Source organism: Cupriavidus sp. 21MJTG02-4 (assembly GCF_057798975.1).
In genome coordinates, this window is record NZ_JBYOJP010000016.1 from 129,642 (window position 1) to 150,260 (window position 20,619).

Here is a 20,619-nt window from a genome sequence, read left to right on the forward strand (position 1 = left end):
CGACTCGCCGCACATTCGTCCAAAAGTATCGCCCCACACGGCACCGAAGCCATGACCCGTAACCTGCACCCGCTCGGACAGAGCATCCTAGATCGCGCCGACGCGCTCGCACAGTTCTCCGACCTGGAGGGCGGGCTTACCTGCGCATTCCTCACGCCCGCCCACCGATCCGCCCAGGCCCTGCTGGCACAGTGGATGGAGGCGGCCGGCATGCAGGTGCGCATCGATGCCATCGGCAACGTGATCGGCCGGTATGCCGCCGACCCCGCTGCCGGCGGCGACGCGCGCGTGCTGATGACCGGCTCGCACTTCGACACCGTGCGCAATGGCGGCCGCTATGACGGGCGCCTGGGCATCCTGCTTCCGATCGCGGTGGTCGGCGCGCTCCACGCGGCAGGCATCCGCCTGCCTTACCATCTCGACGTCGTCGGCTTCGCCGAAGAGGAAGGCCTGCGCTTCAAGACGAGTTTCCTGGCCAGCAGCGTGCTCGCCGGGCGCTTCGATCCGGCGCTGCTGGCCAGGACGGATGCCGACGGCGTGACGATGCGCGAAGCGCTCGCGACCTCCGGCCTGCCGGGCCATGGCGAACCCGCGGCACTGCAGGCCGCCGCCGTGGATTCGGCCGCCTTGCTCGGCTTTGTCGAAGTCCATATCGAACAGGGGCCGGTCCTGCTGGACAAGGGCCTGGCGCTCGGCGTCGTGACCCAGATCGCCGGAAGCAGCCGCTTCCAGGTGCGGATCGAGGGGCAGGCCAGCCATGCCGGCACGACGCCGATGGGGATGCGCCGCGACGCCGCCGCAGGCGCCGCCGAAATGATCCTGCTGGTCGAAACGCGATGCAGCGCGGCGCCAACACTGGTCGGTACGGTCGGCCAGCTGCAGATACCCGACGGATCGAGCAATGTCATTCCGGCGGCCTGTACCTTCTCGATGGACATCCGCGCGGGAGAGGATGGCATTCGCGAGGCCGCCATTGCCGACATCGTCGCCGGCATCCGGCAGATCGCCGCGCGGCGCGGTTTGTCCGCCCACGTGGATCGGGTCAGGCCGGTGCAGAACGCGCCGTGCGCGCGCTGGCTGATGGACCAGTTCGGCGCAGTGCTGCGCAAGCGCGGCCTGCCTGCCTTCGAACTGCCCTCTGGCGCGGGCCATGATGCGATGATGATGCAGCGCATCACCGACGTCGCCATGCTGTTCGTGCGTTGCGGGAACGGCGGCATAAGCCACAACCCGCTGGAGACCATCACCGCTGAAGATGCGCAGCTTGCCGCCGAGGTGTTCGTGGATTTCCTGCGCCACTTCCAGCCGCAGGACTGAGCGCGCGAAGCCCCGGGAGGCGTCAGCCGCCCTGGTACATTTCGCGGCCGAGGTCGTAGAGGTTCTGGCGCAGCTTGCGGCGCTCGTCCGGCGACAGGCTGGAGCCGGAGCGGCCCTGGTGGCTGCTGCGCTCGGCCTCGCGCTGCTCGGCGCGATGGCGTTCGGCGCGGGTGCGCGCCTCGCGCTGGCTGGCCCCCGGGTCGCTGGCGTGGGTGGATGGGCGCTCATGGCCCTGCAGCAGGTTGGCCATGCCGGCCGACTGGGCGTGGGCCGGCTGAGGCGCCGCGCCCAGCCACAGCGCCGTACCGGCGAGCACCAGACAGGCGCCGACGGCGCCGTGCAAGGTCAGCCCATGCCGGTTACGGTTCACTTTCATCGATAATGGCGTTTTTGGCTTCGGGATTTGCAGCCGTCGGACTGCTCGAAGCCGGAAAATTCGGTACCCCGTCCGCGCAAACGCCGCAATGCAATTTGCGGCTGACCGCAGATAATCCGGTGGCAATACCCGCGTCAACCGGATAATGATGCAGGGCACGAAAGACGGTATGGCAGTGTAATGGCATGGTTCGTGCACGCTGCCATATCACAGGGTAAAGTATGTAACGTTTTGTTAAGCCATTTTGAGCGAAAGCGATAGTCGCTAAGATACCGCCATGGAAAATACCAGCCACAAGATTCTCGTCGTGGACGACGACCCGCGCCTGCGCGATCTGCTGCGCCGCTATCTGGGCGAACAGGGTTTTACGGTACTGGTGGCGGAGAATGCCACCGCCATGAACAAGCTCTGGCTGCGCGAGCGCTTCGACCTCCTGGTGCTTGACCTGATGATGCCAGGCGAAGACGGGCTGTCCATCTGCCGCCGGCTGCGTGGCGCCAACGACCAGACGCCGATCATCATGCTGACCGCCAAGGGCGAGGATGTCGACCGCATCGTCGGCCTGGAAATGGGCGCCGACGACTACCTGCCGAAGCCGTTCAACCCGCGCGAGCTGATTGCGCGCATCCACGCCGTGCTGCGCCGCAAGGGGCCCGCCGAAGTACCTGGCGCGCCGTCGGAAACGCCGGAGACCTTTGCCTTCGGCGATTTCGTGCTGAACCTGGCCACCCGCACGCTGACCAAGAACGACGAGGAAATCACCCTGACCACGGGCGAGTTCTCCGTGCTCAAGGTGTTTGCCCGCCATCCGCGCCAGCCGCTGTCACGCGAGAAGCTCATGGAAATGGCGCGCGGCCGCGAATACGAAGTGTTCGACCGCAGCCTTGACGTGCAGATCTCGCGCCTGCGCAAGCTGATCGAGCCCGATCCGAGCAACCCGCGCTTCATCCAGACGGTATGGGGCCTGGGCTATGTGTTCATTCCCGATGGCGTGAAGTAGACCGGTCGTCCGTTCACCCATCGTGGCGACTGTCATTGGCCGTACGGCCACGCGTTTCTTTGGTTCGCTGTTCTGGCGAACCTTCATGCTGATCGCGCTTCTGCTGGCCATTTCGCTGGGCATCTGGTTCCAGAGCTACCGGCTGTTCGAGCGCGCGCCGCGCGCGCAGCAGATCGCCATGCAGGTGGTCAGCGTGGTCAAGCTCACGCGCGCGGCCCTGCTCTATTCGGACCCGGCGCGGCGCCGGTTCCTGCTGCTCGACCTGGTGCAGAACGAAGGCATCAAGGTCTATCCGCGCGAAAAGGACGACGATTTCGCCGCGCCCACCGCCAACCCGTTCCTGACGCAGCTGGTGCAGCAGGAGATCCGCAGCCGGCTGGGCGAGGACACGGTGCTGGCCACCACCGTCAACGACATCCCCGGTGTATGGGTCAGCTTCGAGATCGAGGGCGACGACTACTGGGTGGCGATCAGCCCCGAACGGTTCGAGCGGGTGTCCGGCATCCAGTGGTTGTGGTGGAGTATTGCCGCGCTGCTGCTGTCGATCATCGGTGCCGCGTTCATTACCGCGCGCGTCAACTATCCGCTCAAGCGCCTGGCCAATGCCGCGCGCGATATCGGCGCGGGTGGCGACCCGCCTTACTTGCCCGAGCATGGCGCCAGTGAAGTCGCGGTGGCCAACCATAGCTTCAACCAGATGGTGCGCGACCTGCGCCAGCTCGACGACGACCGCGCGGTGATGCTGGCCGGCATCTCCCACGACCTGCGCACGCCGCTCACGCGCCTGCGCCTGGAAACCGAGATGTCGCCGGCGGACAGCGCCACGCGCGATGCGATGATCACCGACATCGAGCAGATGGACGCCATCATCGGCCAGTTCCTGAACTACGCACGGCCGCCCCTCGATATGGTCGAGCCCGTGGACCTGTCGGCGCTGGTCAACGATGCCGTGGGCGTCTATGCGGCGCATGACGATGTGCGCGTGGCGGTGCGCGCGGCCGAGCCGGTCATGGCCGTGGCCAATCGCATGGAGGTCCAGCGCATCCTCGACAACCTGGTCGAGAACGCGCGCCGCTATGCCAAGGACGACGAAACCGGCATCGCCGAAGTCGAGATCACGACGAAGCTCGACGACAAGGACGCCGTGCTCACCGTGGCGGACAACGGCAAGGGCGTGCCGGAGGCGCAGCTTTCCTTGCTGACGCGGCCGTTCTACCGCCTGGACAGCGCGCGCAGCGAAGCCAAGGGAGCCGGACTTGGCATGTCGATCGTCAACCGCATCCTGCAGCGCAACGGCGGCAGGCTGGTGCTGTCCAACCGCTCCGCGCCGGATACCGGCCTGGTCGTCAGCGCCTGCTTCCGCCGCGCCTGATGACGCGGCATTCACCGCACACCGGCAGCGATACGCCTGTCCGCTGACAGGTTTTCGACAGCTGCTGATAGGCATCCGTAAGGTATTTGACAGGGCAATGACAGCGCCGCGGCGCACACTGGCGCCGGTCAGCAGGGCCGATGCAAACGCATCACCCCAGCCATGGCGTTGCCTGCTGTCTCCTACCCCACGCCTGGCTGGCTCACCGAACAATCATGCGCCGGAACCCACCGGCGTCGTCCGAGAGAGACAGCCATGTCAGAGACCTCCCAAACCTCCGGCCAGCAGCACGGATTCAAGACCGTGTTCCGCGTGGTCAGCGGCAACTTCCTGGAAATGTACGACTTCATGGTGTACGGCTTTTATGCCGCCGCCATTGCCAGGACATTCTTCCCCAGCGGCGACGAGTTCGCCTCGCTGATGCTGTCGCTGGCGACCTTCGGCGCCGGCTTCCTGATGCGCCCGCTGGGCGCCATCGTGCTGGGCGCCTACATCGACCATCACGGCCGCCGCAAGGGCCTGATCGTCACGCTGGCGCTGATGGCGGCGGGCACGCTGCTGATCGCCTGCGTGCCGGGCTATGCCTCTATCGGCGTGGCCGCACCATTGCTGGTACTAGCGGGGCGCCTGCTGCAGGGGTTCTCGGCCGGCGTGGAGCTGGGCGGCGTCTCGGTCTACCTGTCGGAGATTGCCAAGCCGGGCCGCAAAGGCTTTTACGTGAGCTGGCAATCGGCCAGCCAGCAGGTGGCGGTGATCTTCGCCGGCCTGCTCGGCGTGGTCCTGCACGCCACGCTGGCGCCGCAGCAAATGGATGACTGGGGCTGGCGCGTGCCGTTCGTGATCGGCTGCCTGATCGTGCCGTTCCTGTTCCTGATCCGCCGTTCGCTCGAAGAGACCGAGGAATTCAAGACCCGCAAGCATCGCCCGACCGTGCGCGAGATCTACCGCTCCATGGCCGAGAACTGGCGCATCATCCTGGCCGGCTGCATGATGGTCGTGATGACCACGGTGTCGTTCTACATGATCACCGCCTACACGCCCACGTTCGGCAAGACGGTGCTCAAGCTCGACGACGTCGACAACCTCATCGTCACGATGTGCGTGGGCCTGTCGAACTTCATCTGGCTGCCGCTGATGGGCGCCGTGTCCGACCGGATCGGGCGCAAGCCGCTGCTGGTGTTCTTTACCGCCGCCACGTTGCTGACCGCCTACCCGGCCGTGTCGTGGCTGGTGGCCGAGCCTTCGTTCTCGCGCCTGCTGATGGTGGAACTGTGGCTGTCCTTCCTGTACGGCAGCTATAACGGCGCGATGGTGGTCACGCTGACCGAAGTCATGCCGCCGGCCGTGCGCACCGCGGGCTTCTCGCTCGCGTACAGCCTGGCCACGGCACTGTTCGGCGGCTTCACGCCGGCCATTTCCACGTACCTGATCCATGCCACCGGCAACAAGGCCGCACCGGGCCTGTGGCTGATGTTCGCCGCCGCCTGCGGCCTGGTTGCGACCCTCATCATCTTCCGCGCCCAGCGCGGCCAGCCGGCCCTGCGCCCCGCCTGATACCGCTGTGCCGTTTCTTGCCACGCCGGCCCGCATGGGCTGGCCGTGGCATACTTCCCGCTTCGCAAGCTGTCATGCGCGACGATTAGGATTGCCATGCCGCGCGCCTATCGGGCTGTTTGAGATTTTCAATTAGCCCTGTAGTGCGGGCAGGCGCATAATCTCGCCTTGTCGCGGTGCACCGACACTCAGGCCCCCGGCCAGTGGCAGGTTCATCGCATTGCACACTCCCTCTTCAACCGTATCAGGAGAAAGTCTATGAAGACCGTTGGTGACAAGCTCGAAGCCTTCCACGTCGTTGGTGTCAAGCCGGGTTTCAACAACCATGAGGAAAACGGCCAGTCGGCTTTCGAAGACATCACCGAAAAGTCGTTCGAAGGCAAGTGGAAGATCATCTACTTCTACCCGAAGGACTTCACGTTCGTGTGCCCGACCGAAATCGTGGCCTTCGCCAAGCTGAACGGCGACTTCGCCGACCGCGACGCGATCGTGCTGGGCGGCTCGACCGACAACGAATTCGTGAAGCTGGCATGGCGCCGCGAGCACAAGGACCTGAACAAGCTGAACCAGTGGCAATTCGCCGACGTGACCGGTTCGCTGATCGACCAGCTGGGCGTGCGCGACCACGCCGCCGGCGTGGCCCTGCGCGCGACCTTCATCGTCGACCCGGACAACGTGATCCAGCACGTTTCGGTGAACAACCTGAACGTCGGCCGCAACCCGGACGAAGTGCTGCGTATCCTGGACGGTCTGCAAACGGACGAGCTGTGCCCGTGCAACCGTGCCGTCGGCGGCGCAACGCTGTAATCGCTGCAAGGTTGCCGGTAATTCTCGGCGACCCGCGGAGGGGCAAACCCCTCCGCCCCAAACCCGCACAGGCGGGTTTTTTGAGCCCTGATCGATAGGAGAATTAAATGGAATTCCTTAGCACGATTAAGAATCTCATCCCCGACTACGCCAAGGACATTCGCCTGAACGTGGACGGCACCATTGCACGCTCTTCGCTGGAGGGCAACGACGCCGTCGGCGTGGCGCTGGCCGCCGCGTTCGCCGCGCAGAGCAAGGTGCTGGTGGATGCGATCCGCAACGCCAACGTGCTGTCGGCCGAGGAAGTCAACGGCGCGCTGACCGCTGCCGCGCTGATGGGCATGAACAACACCTGGTATCCGTACATCGAAATGGCGGATGATCCGGACCTGGCCAGCCAGCCGGCCGGCCTGCGCATGAACGCGTACGCGACCCACGGCGGCGTGGACAAGCGCCGCTTCGAAATGTACGCGCTGGCCGCCTCGATTGTCGGCAAGTGCCATTTCTGCGTGAAGTCGCACTACCAGCTGCTCAAGAACGAGCAGGGCATGACCTCGCAGCAATTGCGCGACGTCGGCCGCATCGCCGCGGTGATTGCCGCGGCGGCCAACGTGATCGCCGCCCAGTAAGGCAGCCGCGTTACCACAACGGCCGGCCGCTTCCCAGTGGGAGTTGGCCGGCTGTTTGCATGGTGCAACCGCTGCCGGCCCTGACCGCTCCACTCGTGCAGCGGACGGCCTACAATCGAGGCAGGACAATGCACTCAGGCATCCGCCCCCGCACCATGAGCATCCTGCCTTCACCGACTTCCCCGCGCTTCCACTACCGGTTGGCCACCGTCCAGGACTGGGGCGATATTGCCGCGGTCACGCAGCAGGCCTATTCGCAGTACGAACTCGAGATCATGGAGGACTGCCGCGCCTCCTTCCAGCGCGGCATGCAGGCCGTGCTGGCCGCCAGCCACCCCGACATGGAATGGTGGGTAGCCGAGACCGAACACGGCATTGCGGGCGCCGTGCTGTTCTGTCATCCCGGCGCGACGCTGCCGGCGCTGGACGGCAGCACCATCACGCTGACCCAGCCGGAGGCCCGGCTGCTTTCCGTGAGCCCGCAGGCCCGGGGCCTGGGGCTGGGCCATACGCTGATGCAGATCTGCATCCAGCGCGCGCGCGATATCGGCGCGCCCACCCTGCTGGTGCGGACCATGCCGGAAATGGGCTCGGCCAACCGCCTGTGCCAGCAGATGGGATTCGCCAAGCGCACCGAGGCCGGAGCCCGCACCGGCGCCATGGCCCGGCTGATCGACTACAGCTACGGCATCACGCCCGAGAACGCACCGGCGCCGGCCAAGGCGTAAGCGGCAACCGCCAACGCCGGCGGCCGCCGGTCCCGCTCAGTCCTGCGCGCCGGCGGCCGCGCCGCGCCAGATCAGGACCGCGGCCTGCGCCACGATGCCTTCCTGACGCCCTTCGAAGCCCAGCTTCTCGTTGGTCTTTGCCTTGACGTTGCAGCGCGCCGCCGGCACGCCGAGATCTGCTGCAATGTTCGCCACCATGCCCGCGATATGCGGTGCCAGCTTGGGCTGCTGCGCGATGACCGAGGCATCGACATTGCCGATCTCGTAGCCGGCCTCGCGCACACGCCGCGCGGCTTCACGCAGCAGCACGCGGCTGTCCGCGCCGGCGAACTGCGCATCCGTGTCGGGGAAATGCCGACCGATATCGCCGAGCCCCGCCGCGCCGAACAGCGCGTCGGTAATGGCGTGTAGCAGCGCATCGGCATCGGAATGCCCGAGCAATCCCCGGTCATGCGGAATATGCACGCCGCCCAGGATCAGCTTGCGGCCGGGCACGAGCGCGTGGACGTCATAGCCCTGCCCCACGCGGATATCAAATGGCATCATCGATCAGGCTCCTGAATCGGCCGATCGCGCCGGCGCGGTGCCTAGCAGCACCTCCGCCAGCGCGAAATCTTCGGGATAGGTCACTTTGAAATTGCGCAGCGAACCGTTGACCAGGCGCGGATGCAGGCCCAGCCGTTCGATCGCGCTGGCCTCGTCGGTCACCACGGCGCCGGCGGCCAGCGCGTCCTGCAGGGCCTGGCGCAGCACGCCAAGCCGGAACATCTGCGGCGTCTGGGCCTGCCAGAGCCCGTCGCGCGGCACCGTGGTGCCGATGCGCGTGCCGGCGTCGGCGCGCTTGAGCGTATCGGGGACTGGCACCGCCAGGATGCCACCGATGGCGGCATCGGGATCATCGTCGCCATCGCTTTCCACCGAGCGCACCAGCGTATGGATCATCGCCGGCGTCAGCCCCGGACGTGCCGCGTCGTGTACCAGCACCCAGTCGGTGTCGACGGCCCCAAGCTGCGCCAGGTGATGCAGGCCTGCCAGCACCGAAGCGTGGCGCGTATCGCCGCCGACAAAGGCCGTATCGAAGCGCAGGCCGGCAAAAACGCCGGCGCCGAAGCGCGACTCCAGCGGCATGTCGTCAGGCGCCAGCACCAGCGCCGTGGCGCTGATGGCGTCACAGGCCGAGAATGCCGCCAGCGCGTACCAGATCATGGGCCGGCCGGCGATGGGCTGGTATTGCTTGGGCACGGGGCCACCGGCGCGGCTGCCGGTACCGGCACAGGGAATCAGGGCGAAGCGTCGGTCTGGCACAGGATCGGAATCAAGTGGAAATGCGTTGGGGACGGCATGGCGGCGGCAGCGCCAGGACCGGAGCGCATTCTATAATACGGCCCTTGTTTGCCGCCATGCCGCCACGGCATGCGGCGCACGCCATACCCCCGCCCGCGCTGCCGGCGGGGCGTTGCCGTTCGTTGTCGTCTTCCCGACCGCTGCCCCGATGCCTGACGCCGCCCCCGCCTTTCCCTTCGCCACCCTGCCCCTGGTCAAGCCCGGGCTGCGCCACAACGTGGCCAGCCTGCACGGCTCCGCCGACGCACTGGCCATTGCCGCCTACGCGCGCCAGCATCGCGGCCGCGTGCCGATGCTGGCCGTGGTCTGCGCCAACGCGGTCGACGCCCAGCGCCTGGCCGATGAAATCCCGTGGTTCGCGCCGGAACTGCGCGTGCGCCTGCTGCCGGACTGGGAAACGCTGCCCTACGACAGCTTCTCGCCCCACCAGGACCTCGTCTCCGAACGGCTGGCGACCCTGCACGACATCCAGGGCGGCCAGTGCGACGTCATGCTGGTGCCGGCCTCGACAGCGCTCTACCGGCTCGCGCCACCGTCCTTCCTTGCGGCCTACACCTTCTTCTTCAAGCAGGGCGAGCGGCTGGACGAGGCCGCGCTCAAGGCGCAGTTCACGCTGGCCGGCTACGAGCACGTCAGCGCAGTGATGCGGCCGGGCGAGTACAGCGTGCGCGGCGGCCTGATCGACCTGTACCCGATGGGCTCGGCCCTGCCGTACCGTATCGACCTCTTCGGCGACGAGATCGAGACCATCCGCGCGTTCGATCCGGACACCCAGCGCAGCCTGTACCCGGTCAAGGAAGTGCGCCTGCTGCCGGGGCGCGAGTTCCCGCTCGACGAAGCCGCCCGCACCGCGTTCCGCGGCCGCTGGCGCGAAGTGTTCGAAGGCGATCCGACCAAGTCGCCGATCTACAAGGACATCGGCAACGGCGTGCCGTCCGCGGGCATCGAGTACTACCTGCCGCTGTTCTTCGAGTCCAGCGCGACGCTGTTCGACTACCTGCCGGCCGAGACCCAGCTCGCCTTCGTCGGCAAGGTCGACGAAGCGATCCGCCGCTTCTGGGCCGATACCACGCCGCGCTACGACTTCATGCGGCATGACCGCGAGCGTCCGCTGCTGCCGCCGTCGGAGCTGTTCCTGTCCGAGGAGCAGTTCTTCATCGCGGCCAAGCCGCTCGCACGGCTGGTGTTGCAGGCAGAATCCGCCGCGGACCAGCCCGCCTTCGCGGCGAGCGTGCCCGACGTCTCGGTGAACCGGCGCGCGGATGACCCGCTCGTGAACCTCGAATCGCTGCTGCGCGACAAGGCCACGCGCGTGCTGATGTGCGCCGACACCGCCGGCCGCCGCGAGACCCTGCTGCAGCTCTTCGCCGAAAGCGGCCTGCGTCCGCAGCAGGTGGACGACTTTGCCGCCTTCCTGGCCGGCGAATCGCATTTCAGCATTGCCGTGGCGCCGCTGCACAGCGGCTTCGTGCTGCCGGACGCCAGGCTCGCCTTCGTGACGGAAGCCGAGCTTTACGCCGGCACCGCGCGCCGTGCCGGGCGCCGCAAGCAGGAGCAGGCCACCGCCGTCGATTCGATGGTGCGTGACCTGGCCGAGCTGAAGATCGGTGACCCGGTGGTGCACAGCGAGCACGGCATCGGCCGCTACCACGGCCTGGTGTCGCTCGACCTGGGCCAGGGGGAAGAGGAATTCCTGCACCTGGAGTACGACAAGAGCAGCAAGCTGTACGTGCCGGTGCACCAGCTCCATGTGATCTCGCGCTACTCCGGCGCCGATCCGGAAACCGCGCCGCTGCACCACCTGGGCTCGGGCCAGTGGGACAAGGCCAAGCGCCGCGCCGCGCAGCAGATCCGCGACACCGCCGCCGAACTCCTGAACCTGTATGCGCGCCGCGCCGCGCGCGAGGGCTTTGCCTTCCCGCTCTCGCCCAAGGACTACGAGACCTTCGCCGAGAGTTTCGGCTTCGAGGAAACGCCCGACCAGGCCGCCGCCATCGCCGCCGTGATCGCCGACATGACCTCGGGCAAGCCGATGGACCGCCTGGTGTGCGGCGACGTGGGCTTCGGCAAGACCGAGGTCGCGCTGCGCGCCGCCTTTGTCGCCGTGCTCGGCGGCAAGCAGGTCGCCATGCTGGCGCCGACCACGCTGCTGGCCGAGCAGCATTTCCAGACGCTGTCGGACCGCTTTGCCGAATGGCCGGTGCGCATCGTCGAGCTGTCGCGCTTCAAGACGAAAAAGGAAATCGACGCGGCGGTGAAGCAGATCAACGAGGGCACGGTCGATATCGTGATCGGCACGCACAAGCTGCTCTCGGACGAGGTGAAGTTCCAGCGGCTGGGCCTCGTCATCATCGACGAAGAGCACCGCTTTGGCGTGCGGCAGAAGGAAGCGCTCAAGACGCTGCGCGCCGAGGTCGACGTGCTGACGCTGACGGCCACGCCGATCCCGCGTACGCTCGGCATGGCACTCGAAGGACTGCGCGATTTTTCCGTGATCGCCACGGCGCCGCAGAAGCGGCTGGCCATCAAGACTTTCGTGCGGCGCGAGGAAGACGGCGTGATCCGCGAGGCCATCCTGCGCGAGCTCAAGCGCGGCGGGCAGGTCTACTTCCTGCACAACGAGGTCGAGACCATCGAGAACAAGCGCGCCCGGCTGGCAGAGCTGGTACCAGAGGCGCGCATTGCGGTAGCGCACGGCCAGATGCACGAGCGCGAGCTGGAACGCGTGATGCGCGACTTCGTCTCGCGGCGCGACAACATCCTGCTGTGCACGACCATCATCGAAACCGGCATCGACGTGCCGACCGCCAACACCATCCTGATCCACCGCGCCGACAAATTCGGCCTGGCGCAGCTGCACCAGCTGCGCGGCCGGGTCGGGCGCTCGCACCACCAGGCCTATGCCTACCTGCTGGTGCATGACGTGGACGGCCTCACCAAGCAGGCGGGGCGCCGGCTCGAGGCCATCCAGCAGATGGAAGAACTGGGCTCCGGCTTCTACCTGGCCATGCATGACCTGGAGATCCGCGGCGCGGGCGAAGTGCTCGGCGACAAGCAGTCGGGCGAGATCCACGAGATCGGCTTCCAGCTCTACACGGACATGCTTAACGCGGCCGTGAAGGCGCTCAAGGCCGGCAAGGAGCCGGACCTGATGGCGCCGCTCGCGGCGACGACCGAGATCAACCTCGGCACGCCCGCGCTGCTGCCCAACGACTATTGCGCCGACGTGCACGAACGCCTGTCGCTGTACAAGCGCCTGGCCAACTGCGAAACCCCGGACCGCGTCGACGACATCCAGGAGGAACTGATCGACCGGTTCGGCCGCATGCCGCCCCAGGCGCAGGCGCTGGTGGAGACGCACCGGCTGCGCATCGCCGCGGCGCCGCTGGGCGTGCGCAAGATCGATGCGAGCGAGGCGGCGATCAGCGTGCAGTTCGTGCCGAATCCGCCGATCGACGCGCTCAGGATCATCGAGCTGGTCCAGAAGAACCGCCATATCAAGCTGGCCGGGCAGGACAAGCTGCGCATCGAGGCCAAGATGCCAGACGTGTCCATCCGCGCGCAGACCATCAAGCTGACGCTGCGCGCGCTCGCATAGTCCATGCTGCAGGGCGTCTGGCCCGCCGGCTGCGGGGGGTGTAGCATCGGGTACTTCGCCCATCGGTCCACGCCGCCCCTGCCCCATGCAAGCCGATCTCCAACGCAAGACTTCCACCCCTGAAGCCAGCGCGCCGCGTGGCGGCGCGCTGGAATGGACGCAGCGGCTGGTGGCATACGACACCACCAGCCGCCATTCCAACCTGGGACTGATCGAGTCCGTGCGGGACCACTTCCTCGCGAAAGGACTGCGGCCCCACCTGAGCTACAACACCCAGCGCGACAAGGCCAACCTGTTTGTCACGGTGCCCGCCGCCAGCGGCGAAACCAACGGCGGCATCGTGCTGTCGGGCCACACCGACGTGGTGCCGGTGGACGGCCAGAACTGGTCCACCGATCCGTTCAAGCCCGTGGTGCGCGACGGCAAGCTCTATGGCCGGGGCACCTGCGACATGAAGGGCTTCATCGGCACCAGTCTCGCGCTGCTGCCCACGCTGCTCGACGCAAAGCTGCGCGAGCCCGTGCATTACGCGCTGTCGTTCGACGAAGAGATCGGCTGCATGGGTGCGCCTTACCTGCTCGCCGAACTGCGCGAGCGCGGCGTGCGGCCGGCCGGCTGCATCGTGGGCGAGCCCACCAGCATGCGCGTGATCGTCGCGCACAAGGGCATCAACGCCTACCGCTGCTGCGTGAGGGGCCAGGCCGCGCACTCGTCGCTCACGCCGCGCGGCGTCAATGCGATCGAGTACGCCGCACGGCTGATCTGCTTCATCCGCGACATCGCCGATGAATTCAAGGCCAATGGCCCGTACGACCACGCCTTCGACGTGCCCTTCACCACCGCGCAGACCGGCACCATCCAGGGCGGCATCGCGCTCAACACCATCCCCGCGCTGTGCGAGTTCGTGTTCGAGTTCCGCAACCTGCCCGGGGTCGATCCCGAGGCGCTGTTCGCGCGCATCGCGTCGTACGCCAGCGACGTGCTGCTGCCGAAGATGCGGGCCGAACACGCGGACACCGACCTCGTCATCAGCAAGATCGCCGCGGCGCCATCGCTGGATGTGGCCGAGCAGGAAGCCATTACGCAACTCGTGCGCGCGCTCACCGGAGATCGCGAGACCAGCAAGGTAGCCTACGGCACCGAGGCGGGCTTGTTCCAGCGCGCGGGGATTCCGGCGGTAGTGTGCGGGCCCGGCGATATCCAGCAGGCGCACAAGCCGGACGAGTTTGTCTCGCTGGAACAGATGGCGGCGTGCGAGGCATTCCTGCATAAGGTCGTTGACAGTCTGCGTGTGGCCTGAGTAGCGCCGTCACCGCTGTCTTTCTCCCCTCTCCCGCACGCGGGAGAGGGGAGAAATCCCCGGTTTTCCTTGCGCGACCATTGTTCCGCGCCAGCACACCACCAGCCTCAAACCAACAACAACGAAGGAGATCCCGCATGGCTGTTCGTCGCACCGCTTCCCGTTCCACCGCACGCCTGGCGCTTGCATCCCTGGCGCTCGCCGCCGGCGTACTCTGCAGTGCCGCGCACGCGCAGTCCGCAGCGCCAGCAACCGGGGCCAGTGCCAGTGCCAACGACCTGCACGCGCAGATCGAGACGCGCGCCAAGGCCGTCGAAGCGCAGCTGATCGCCTGGCGCCGCGACATCCACCAGCATCCGGAACTCGGCAACTACGAGACGCGCACCGCGCAACTGGTGGCCGACCACCTGCGCAAGCTCGGCATGGATGTGAAGACCGGCGTGGCCAAGACCGGCGTGGTCGGCCTGCTCAAGGGCGGCAAGCCGGGACCGGTGGTGGCGCTGCGCGCGGACATGGACGCGCTGCCAGTGAAGGAACGCGTGGACGTGCCGTTCGCCTCCAAGGCCAAGGGGCAGTACCTGGGCAAGGAAGTCGACGTGATGCACGCATGCGGGCATGACACGCACGTGGCCATCCTGATGGCCACGGCCGAGGTGCTGGCCGGCATGAAGGACCAGCTGCCGGGCACGGTCAAGTTCATCTTCCAGCCGGCCGAGGAAAGCCCTGCCGATTTCGAGCCCAACGGCAGCAATATGTGGGGCGCCAAGCAGATGGTTGCCGAAGGCGTGCTCGACAACCCGAAAGTCGACGCCATCTTTGGCCTGCATGTGGCCGCCGGCATGGAATCGGGCAAGCTCGGCTGGCGCAGCGGCCCGTCCATGGCCGCTGCCGACCAGTTCTGGATCGACGTGAAAGGCCGCCAGACCCATGGCGCACGCCCGTGGGCCGGCGTGGACCCGATCGTGGTGGCATCGCAGATCGTCATGGGCCTGCAAACCATCCAGAGCCGCCAGGTCAACGCGATGCTGGAGCCTTCGGTCATCACGGTAGGCACCATCCATGGCGGCAACCGCATGAACATCGTCCCCGAGAAGGTCGAGATGATGGGCACGGTGCGCACCTATGACGAGGGCATGAAGAAGGACATCCACGCCCGCATGAAGCGCACGACCGAGACCATCGCCGCCAGTGCCGGCGCCGAGGCCACCTTCCGCGTTGTGGAGCTGTACAACGCCACCATCAACCAACCCGCCCTGACCGACAGGATGGCCCCCACGCTGCGGCGCGTGGCCGGTGACGGCAACTGGCAGGCCATGCCCAAGGCGACCGCGTCCGAGGACTTCTCGTTCTATCAGGAGAAGGTGCCCGGACTGTTCTTCAATCTTGGCGTCACACCCAAGGGCACGGACTTGGCGAAGGCTGCATCGAACCACTCGCCGGAGTTCTATGTGGACGAGCCGGCGCTTATCAACGGCGTGCGCGCGTTGTCGAACCTGACGGTGGACTACATGACCATGGCCCAGCGCTGACGCGCATCGCGCCGGAGCGGGAACTCGATCAGCGATTACAATGTCGCCTTTGCCGTCCCGCCCTCCGGCGCGCCGCCCTGATCCGCCTGCTGCTGTCATGCCCCTGATTCTCCAGAGTACCCGCCCGCTCGCTTCCGACGACCTGACCGCCATCCGCGCCTTTGCCCGCGCGTCCGAGCCCGTGCTGCGCAGCGAAACCGTGGCGGCCGCCGAAGATTGCGCCCCGCTCACCCCGGCGCTGCGTGACACGCTGGATGACTACTGCGGACCGCGCGCAATCGACTGGGCCGTCGTGCCGGCCGGCCGCCGCCTGTCGGACTTCCGCCTGGTGGCCATGGACATGGATTCCACGCTGATCACGATCGAGTGCATCGACGAGATCGCCGATTTCTGCGGGTTGAAGGCCGAGGTTTCCGCCATCACCGAAGCCGCCATGCGCGGCGAGATCACCGACTTCAACGAAAGCCTGCGCCGCCGCGTCGCCCTGCTCAAGGGGCTGGACGCCAGCGTGCTGGACCGCGTCTACGAAGAGCGCCTGCGCCTGTCGCCGGGCGCCGAGCGCATGCTGCAGACCGTCCAGGCGCTGGGCCTGCGCACGCTGCTGGTGTCGGGTGGCTTTGTCCACTTCACCGAGAAGCTCAAGGCACGCCTGAAGCTCGACGTGACGCGCGCCAACACGCTGGAAATCGTCGATGGCAAGCTCACGGGCAACGTGGTCGGCGAAATCGTCAATGCCGACGTCAAGGCGCGCACCGTGCAGGAAGTGTGCGCGCAGATCGGCGCCACGCCTGACCAGGCCATCGTCATGGGCGACGGCTCCAACGACCTCAAGATGATGGCCGTGGCCGGCCTCTCGGTCGCTTTCCGCGCCAAGCCCATCGTGCGCGCCCAGGCAAGCGTTGCCTTCAATCACGTCGGCCTGGACGGCCTCCTGGCGCTGTTCCCGCACTGAAATTCACTACGCACTGGCGGCGCGCCTGTCGGCGACCGCCAGTCGCTTCCGGCTTTACTTCCCCGTCCCCCGCTTTATCGCGCCGGCGTGCGTCGATGCTCCCCCTTGCCTTGGTGCAATTCGTCGTTACAAATACTAATCATTCTCATTTATACTTGCATTTTCCTTTTCCGATTTAACCTATGGAAGCCTTCGCGGTCCTGCTCGGACTCCTCGCGGCCGCTTGCCTTTACCTGGCGGCGCCCAACCAGGTCTTGCTGCTCTCGCCGCAGAACGGCTCCGGCTGGCGGCCGGCGCCCCGGTTGTGTGGCTGGCTTGGGCTGGGGTTGACGGTTCTGAGTACCTGGCTGTGGAGCCAGGCCCAGGGCTGGCCCGTGGCTGTCGCCGCGAACCTGGCGATCATTCCGACAGGCCTGTCCCTCTGGCCCTTTATCGGCACGTATATGAACGCGAGGCGGCCGGCCGCCGAAGGGCGAGCATGAGCGGCATGGGCACGAAATGGCTGGCCGGCACCGTGCTGGGGCTGCCGCTGTCGGTCGCGCTGTGCACGCTGGCCATCCTCGGTCTGCCCGGCGGCTGGGAAAGCGGTGTGGTTGCTGCAGTCGTGACATGCCTGCCGCTGTGGGTCGCCATCCTTTGCTGCAGCCTGTTGTTCCGCTCCAGCCCCGCCGCATGGCTGTGGCTGGCGGGCGCGAACCTGCTGTGCTTCGGGCTGCTGTGGGGACTGCGCCTGCTGCAGGCGGCACCCTCGGCCGCCCTCGCCTCGCTGTCGGCTTCCTGAGGTTCGCCATATGAAACCCACCACGCTCCGGCTGTACCAGACACTTCACACCTGGGTCGGCCTCATGGCTGGCTGGGCGCTGTTCATCGCCTTCTTTGCCGGCGCCGTGACGGTGTTCCACCACGAACTTCACGTCTGGCAGTCTCCAGACCGGCTCAAGGGCAGCACGCAGGCAGAGACAGCCGCCGATCCCGCCGCAGTGGACCACTTCATGCAGAAGCTGGTCGCGCTCTATCCTGAAGCCGCCGCCAGCGCCTACGTCTACATGCCTGCTGCGGGCGAGCCGCATATCAGCGCGTATTGGCAGGACAAGGCGGGAGCGTGGCAGATGACCACCGACGAACGCCTGGCCGGCGACCGCGCCATGCAGCAGGACACCTCGCGCGACCAGGTGATCGGCGAATTGTCTTCGTTCCTGAACAGCCTGCACTACTCGCTCGGCATTCCGGAAGTCGGCATCTATTTCATGGGCGCGATTTCGGTGCTGTACGGACTGGCACTGGTTTCCGGCGTGCTCCTGCACCTGCCTCGGCTGAAGAAAGACCTGTTTGCCGTGCGGCCGGGGCGCAACCTCAAGCGCTTCTGGATGGATGCGCACAACGTGATCGGCCTGTTCAGCCTGCCGTTTCACCTGATGATTGCCATCACCGGGGCGCTATTCTGCCTGTCTCTGGTCCTGTTCATGGTCTTCAACACGCTGACTTTCGACGGCAAGCTGTTCCCCGTGGTCCCGCGAGTGACCACCGCCGTGCCTGAAGTCACGGCCGCCGGCCGTCCAGCGCCCACGCTGCCGGCGTCAGAGCTGATCCGCATTGCACGGGAAGCGGCGGACGAGCGATTTACCGCCGAGTCCTTCCGCTACCAGCGCTACGGCGACGCCAATGCCGTCGTGGAAGTGCGTGGCAGCAGCACCCGTGCGCTGGGCAACCTGGGCTCCGTTGGCATCCATGCGGCCGCCGGCGAAGCCGATACCGGCACGGTGATCGCGAACCAGACCGCTGGCGGCCGAGATGGCAACCACGGCCTCTACAGCGCGCTGTTCGCCCTCCATTTCGGCACCTATGGCGAACTGCCGCTACGGATCGGCTACGTGCTGGCGGGCCTGGCGGGCGCCTTCCTGTTCTACTCCGGCAACCTGCTGTGGATCGAATCGCGCCGCAAGAATCGCCAGGCGGAACAGCCGCGTGTGCACCGGCTGCTCGCGCAAGCCACGGTGGGCGTCTGCATCGGGTGCTGCATCGGCGTGGCCCTGTGCTTTCCGGCGGCACTGCTTTGGCCCGGCCGCTCAGTCAGCTATGCATACTTCCCGGTCTTCTTTGCCGCCTGCGCATGGGCGCTGCTGCGCCCTCCCGTACGGGCGGCGATCGAGTTGCTGTATACGGCGGCGCTTGCCGCGCTGACCATCCCGCTCGCCAACGCCATCCTGACTGGCGACCACCTGCTGCGCTCGATACCAAGCGGACACTGGATCATCGCCGGCTTCGATATCGGCGCGCTGGCGCTGGCGGCCGGATTTGTGGCGCTGGCACGCGCGACGCAGCGGCGTGCGCACAACGGCCCTGCGAAATCGGTCTGGGCCGCGCCCCGCCCGGTGCGTGCCACGCACGGTGCGCGCGAGGGCGACGGCGAACTGTCGACGTAATGCTTCGCACAGCATGCAAAACGGACGCCGCGGCGTCCGTTTTTTCTTGGGCGCTTTGGCCGCCATTCGGGCGCCCGTGTGCCCTACACTAGCTTGAGTGACAAACCCAGAAGCGGAGCCCCCTCATCATGCAAAGCGCCTTTCACCGCTTTTCCGAGCTGTTTGCCCAGTTGGGATTACCCAGCGATCCGCCCAGCATCGCCGATTTCATCGAGACGCACGGGAAGCTGCCTGGCAACGTTGAACTCGCCGACGCGCCGTTCTGGACGCCAGCGCAGGCCGCCATGCTGCGCAACGAGATCGCGGAAGATGCCGACTGGGCCGAAGTGGTCGACCGGCTCGACGTCGCACTGCGCGCGAGCTAGCCGGGCGGCACCGGTCAGCCGCCGAGTTGCTCCAGCGCCTGGCGCAAGTCCGCGATGAGGTCACGCGTGTCTTCAAGGCCGATATAAAGGCGCACCAGTTCGCCGGCATGCTGCCAGCCCGCCGGCGGCCAGCTGCCTGCGGGGCGCATGGTCGGCACGTGGTAAGGCACGGCCAGGCTGTGCGCGCCGCCCCACGACCAGCCGATCGCGAACAGCCGCAGCGCTTCGACGAAGGCATCAACCTGCTCCAGCGAATACTTGTCGTGCAGGATGATCGCGAACAGGCCGCTCGCACCGCTGAAGTCGCGGCGCCAATGGGCGTGGCCGGGGCAGTCCGGCAGCGCGGGATGCAGCACGCGCACGACCTCGGGCCGCTGGTGCAGCCACTCGGCCACCTCGCGCGCGCCACGGTCGTGCGCGGCCAGCCGCACGGGCAGGCTTGGCAGCGAACGCAGCACCAGATGGCAGTCGTCGGCGGAAACGCCCCAGCCCATCAGCATGCGCGTGCGCTTCAGGCGGGCCTGCACGGCGTCGTCCCGCGTCAGCACGGCGCCCATCAGGACGTCGCTGCCGCCGGACTGGTACTTGGTCAGTGCCTGCACCGAGATGTCGATCCCCATATCGAACGGCCGGAAGTAGAGGCCGGCTGACCAGGTATTGTCGATGGCCGTCAGCACGCCGCGGGCCTTGGCCGCGGCGACGATTGCCCGGCTGTCCGGTACCTCCATGGTCACCGAGCCCGGCGACTCCATCCAGATCAGCCGCGTATTGGGCTGGATCAGGCCGGCAATGCCGCTGCCGATCATCGGATCGTAGTAGCGCACTGTCACGCCGAAATCGCGGGCCAGCCATTCGCCATGATCGCGGTTGGGGCCGTAGACGTTGTCCGGCACCAGCACGTCGTCACCGCTCTTGAGCAGCGCGAAGTAGACCAGCGAGATCGCCGCCAGCCCGGAGGGCAGCAGCAGCGTATGGCTAGCGCCTTCGAGCAGGGCCAGATGCTGGCACAGCGCTTCGCTGGTCGGCGTGGCATGCAGGCCGTAGCGCCAGTACGTGGTGCTGCGGTCGCCGTAAGAGCGCAGCTCGGCCAGGTTCTGGAAGACCACGGTCGAACCGCGGTGCGTGGCGGGAGAAAACGAATCGAAACCCGGTGCGATATCCAGTTCGGGCTGGACCGCAACAGTCTGGATGTAATGGGAGGCAGGGCTCGACGCGGGCTTGTCGGAAGTAGGATCAGACACGGCGGATTCCTTGATGGCTGACATGCGGCACCGCATTGCACGGCGGGCATGAAACGGACGTGATAACCGTTCGAGCTTACCAGC

20 protein-coding genes are annotated in these 20,619 nt (G+C 66.8%); 15 read left to right on the forward strand and 5 right to left on the reverse strand.

Annotation, left to right across the window (positions count from 1 at the left end; translation table 11 throughout):
• Positions 1–51 precede the first annotated feature (51 nt).
• Positions 52–1,317 carry a Zn-dependent hydrolase gene (locus tag AC3FKH_RS26815; RefSeq protein WP_488678754.1) on the forward strand — a complete coding sequence of 422 codons (1,266 nt, stop codon included), beginning with the start codon at positions 52–54 and terminating at the stop codon, positions 1,315–1,317.
• A 22-nt stretch (positions 1,318–1,339) separates the two neighbouring features.
• Here AC3FKH_RS26815 and AC3FKH_RS26820 read toward each other — a convergent pair whose 3' ends face one another.
• Together AC3FKH_RS26820 and AC3FKH_RS26825 are read right to left on the reverse strand one after the other, a co-directional pair.
• Positions 1,340–1,693, reverse strand: coding sequence for a hypothetical protein (locus AC3FKH_RS26820; RefSeq protein WP_488678755.1), 354 nt, complete (start codon positions 1,691–1,693; stop codon positions 1,340–1,342).
• Positions 1,677–1,988: a hypothetical protein gene (locus tag AC3FKH_RS26825; RefSeq protein ID WP_488678756.1), complete on the reverse strand. Its 312-nt coding sequence runs from the start codon at positions 1,986–1,988 to the stop codon at positions 1,677–1,679. The genes AC3FKH_RS26820 and AC3FKH_RS26825 overlap by 17 nt, the downstream gene beginning before the upstream one ends.
• Here AC3FKH_RS26825 and ompR point away from each other — a divergent pair.
• From ompR to AC3FKH_RS26855, 6 genes are all read left to right on the forward strand, one after another.
• On the forward strand, positions 1,971–2,693 hold the full coding sequence (gene ompR, locus AC3FKH_RS26830; RefSeq protein ID WP_010810107.1) for an osmolarity response regulator transcription factor OmpR: 723 nt from the start codon (positions 1,971–1,973) through the stop codon (positions 2,691–2,693). The genes AC3FKH_RS26825 and ompR overlap by 18 nt on opposite strands.
• Positions 2,694–2,715: 22 nt before the next feature.
• A complete protein-coding gene (locus AC3FKH_RS26835; RefSeq protein ID WP_488678757.1) occupies positions 2,716–4,065 on the forward strand; it encodes an ATP-binding protein in 1,350 nt (449 codons plus the stop codon).
• Between the two features lie 255 nt (positions 4,066–4,320).
• On the forward strand, positions 4,321–5,619 hold the full coding sequence (locus tag AC3FKH_RS26840; protein WP_488678758.1) for an MFS transporter: 1,299 nt from the start codon (positions 4,321–4,323) through the stop codon (positions 5,617–5,619).
• A gap of 258 nt (positions 5,620–5,877) precedes the next feature.
• Positions 5,878–6,426 carry a peroxiredoxin gene (locus tag AC3FKH_RS26845; RefSeq protein ID WP_012352655.1) on the forward strand — a complete coding sequence of 183 codons (549 nt, stop codon included), beginning with the start codon at positions 5,878–5,880 and terminating at the stop codon, positions 6,424–6,426.
• A 107-nt stretch (positions 6,427–6,533) separates the two neighbouring features.
• Positions 6,534–7,055 (forward strand): carboxymuconolactone decarboxylase family protein, encoded by a 522-nt coding sequence (locus tag AC3FKH_RS26850; RefSeq protein WP_488678759.1) that lies wholly within the window; start codon positions 6,534–6,536, stop codon positions 7,053–7,055.
• Between the two features lie 155 nt (positions 7,056–7,210).
• Positions 7,211–7,783, forward strand: a complete 573-nt coding sequence (locus AC3FKH_RS26855) for a GNAT family N-acetyltransferase (RefSeq protein WP_483711220.1) — start codon at positions 7,211–7,213, stop codon at positions 7,781–7,783.
• Between the two features lie 36 nt (positions 7,784–7,819).
• On the opposite strand, the gene ispF is transcribed toward AC3FKH_RS26855, so the two are convergent.
• Both ispF and ispD read right to left on the reverse strand, forming a co-directional pair.
• Complete coding sequence (gene ispF / locus AC3FKH_RS26860) at positions 7,820–8,329, reverse strand: 2-C-methyl-D-erythritol 2,4-cyclodiphosphate synthase (RefSeq protein ID WP_488678760.1); 510 nt, start codon at positions 8,327–8,329, stop codon at positions 7,820–7,822.
• A gap of 3 nt (positions 8,330–8,332) precedes the next feature.
• Complete coding sequence (ispD, locus tag AC3FKH_RS26865) at positions 8,333–9,088, reverse strand: 2-C-methyl-D-erythritol 4-phosphate cytidylyltransferase (RefSeq protein ID WP_483711218.1); 756 nt, start codon at positions 9,086–9,088, stop codon at positions 8,333–8,335.
• A 187-nt stretch (positions 9,089–9,275) separates the two neighbouring features.
• Here ispD and mfd point away from each other — a divergent pair, with 187 nt between their 5' ends.
• The 8 genes from mfd to AC3FKH_RS26905 all read left to right on the forward strand — a co-directional run bounded on the left by mfd (position 9,276) and on the right by AC3FKH_RS26905 (position 19,294).
• On the forward strand, positions 9,276–12,725 hold the full coding sequence (mfd, locus tag AC3FKH_RS26870; protein ID WP_488678761.1) for a transcription-repair coupling factor: 3,450 nt from the start codon (positions 9,276–9,278) through the stop codon (positions 12,723–12,725).
• Positions 12,726–12,810: 85 nt separating this feature from the next.
• Positions 12,811–14,025, forward strand: coding sequence for an acetylornithine deacetylase (gene argE, locus AC3FKH_RS26875; protein WP_488678762.1), 1,215 nt, complete (start codon positions 12,811–12,813; stop codon positions 14,023–14,025).
• Positions 14,026–14,162: 137 nt separating this feature from the next.
• Entirely contained in the window at positions 14,163–15,554 is a 1,392-nt protein-coding gene (locus AC3FKH_RS26880) for an amidohydrolase (RefSeq protein ID WP_488678763.1), read from the forward strand.
• Positions 15,555–15,651: 97 nt separating this feature from the next.
• Positions 15,652–16,506, forward strand: a complete 855-nt coding sequence (gene serB / locus AC3FKH_RS26885; protein WP_488678764.1) for a phosphoserine phosphatase SerB — start codon at positions 15,652–15,654, stop codon at positions 16,504–16,506.
• A 182-nt stretch (positions 16,507–16,688) separates the two neighbouring features.
• Entirely contained in the window at positions 16,689–16,988 is a 300-nt protein-coding gene (locus AC3FKH_RS26890) for a hypothetical protein (RefSeq protein WP_488678765.1), read from the forward strand.
• 5 nt (positions 16,989–16,993) lie between these two features.
• The gene (locus tag AC3FKH_RS26895) at positions 16,994–17,287 is read left to right on the forward strand and encodes a hypothetical protein (protein WP_488678766.1); all 294 of its coding nucleotides are present in this window, start codon (positions 16,994–16,996) and stop codon (positions 17,285–17,287) included.
• A gap of 10 nt (positions 17,288–17,297) precedes the next feature.
• Entirely contained in the window at positions 17,298–18,929 is a 1,632-nt protein-coding gene (locus AC3FKH_RS26900; protein WP_488678767.1) for a PepSY-associated TM helix domain-containing protein, read from the forward strand.
• A 128-nt stretch (positions 18,930–19,057) separates the two neighbouring features.
• Positions 19,058–19,294, forward strand: coding sequence for a DUF2789 domain-containing protein (locus tag AC3FKH_RS26905; RefSeq protein ID WP_488678768.1), 237 nt, complete (start codon positions 19,058–19,060; stop codon positions 19,292–19,294).
• 14 nt (positions 19,295–19,308) lie between these two features.
• On the opposite strand, the gene AC3FKH_RS26910 is transcribed toward AC3FKH_RS26905, so the two are convergent.
• Positions 19,309–20,535: a cystathionine beta-lyase gene (locus AC3FKH_RS26910; protein WP_488678769.1), complete on the reverse strand. Its 1,227-nt coding sequence runs from the start codon at positions 20,533–20,535 to the stop codon at positions 19,309–19,311.
• Positions 20,536–20,619: the final 84 nt, after the last annotated feature.

Coding starts and splice junctions, on each gene's coding strand:
- AC3FKH_RS26890 (WP_488678765.1), top strand. CDS start 16,689: ATGGAAGCCTTCGCGGTCCTGCTCGGACTCCTCGCGGCCGCTTGCCTT.
- AC3FKH_RS26855 (WP_483711220.1), top strand. CDS start 7,211: ATGAGCATCCTGCCTTCACCGACTTCCCCGCGCTTCCACTACCGGTTG.
- AC3FKH_RS26820 (WP_488678755.1), bottom strand. CDS start 1,693: ATGAAAGTGAACCGTAACCGGCATGGGCTGACCTTGCACGGCGCCGTC.
- AC3FKH_RS26840 (WP_488678758.1), top strand. CDS start 4,321: ATGTCAGAGACCTCCCAAACCTCCGGCCAGCAGCACGGATTCAAGACC.
- mfd (WP_488678761.1), top strand. CDS start 9,276: ATGCCTGACGCCGCCCCCGCCTTTCCCTTCGCCACCCTGCCCCTGGTC.
- ompR (WP_010810107.1), top strand. CDS start 1,971: ATGGAAAATACCAGCCACAAGATTCTCGTCGTGGACGACGACCCGCGC.
- AC3FKH_RS26905 (WP_488678768.1), top strand. CDS start 19,058: ATGCAAAGCGCCTTTCACCGCTTTTCCGAGCTGTTTGCCCAGTTGGGA.
- serB (WP_488678764.1), top strand. CDS start 15,652: ATGCCCCTGATTCTCCAGAGTACCCGCCCGCTCGCTTCCGACGACCTG.
- AC3FKH_RS26850 (WP_488678759.1), top strand. CDS start 6,534: ATGGAATTCCTTAGCACGATTAAGAATCTCATCCCCGACTACGCCAAG.
- ispF (WP_488678760.1), bottom strand. CDS start 8,329: ATGATGCCATTTGATATCCGCGTGGGGCAGGGCTATGACGTCCACGCG.
- AC3FKH_RS26880 (WP_488678763.1), top strand. CDS start 14,163: ATGGCTGTTCGTCGCACCGCTTCCCGTTCCACCGCACGCCTGGCGCTT.
- AC3FKH_RS26895 (WP_488678766.1), top strand. CDS start 16,994: ATGGGCACGAAATGGCTGGCCGGCACCGTGCTGGGGCTGCCGCTGTCG.
- AC3FKH_RS26900 (WP_488678767.1), top strand. CDS start 17,298: ATGAAACCCACCACGCTCCGGCTGTACCAGACACTTCACACCTGGGTC.
- AC3FKH_RS26845 (WP_012352655.1), top strand. CDS start 5,878: ATGAAGACCGTTGGTGACAAGCTCGAAGCCTTCCACGTCGTTGGTGTC.
- AC3FKH_RS26815 (WP_488678754.1), top strand. CDS start 52: ATGACCCGTAACCTGCACCCGCTCGGACAGAGCATCCTAGATCGCGCC.
- argE (WP_488678762.1), top strand. CDS start 12,811: ATGCAAGCCGATCTCCAACGCAAGACTTCCACCCCTGAAGCCAGCGCG.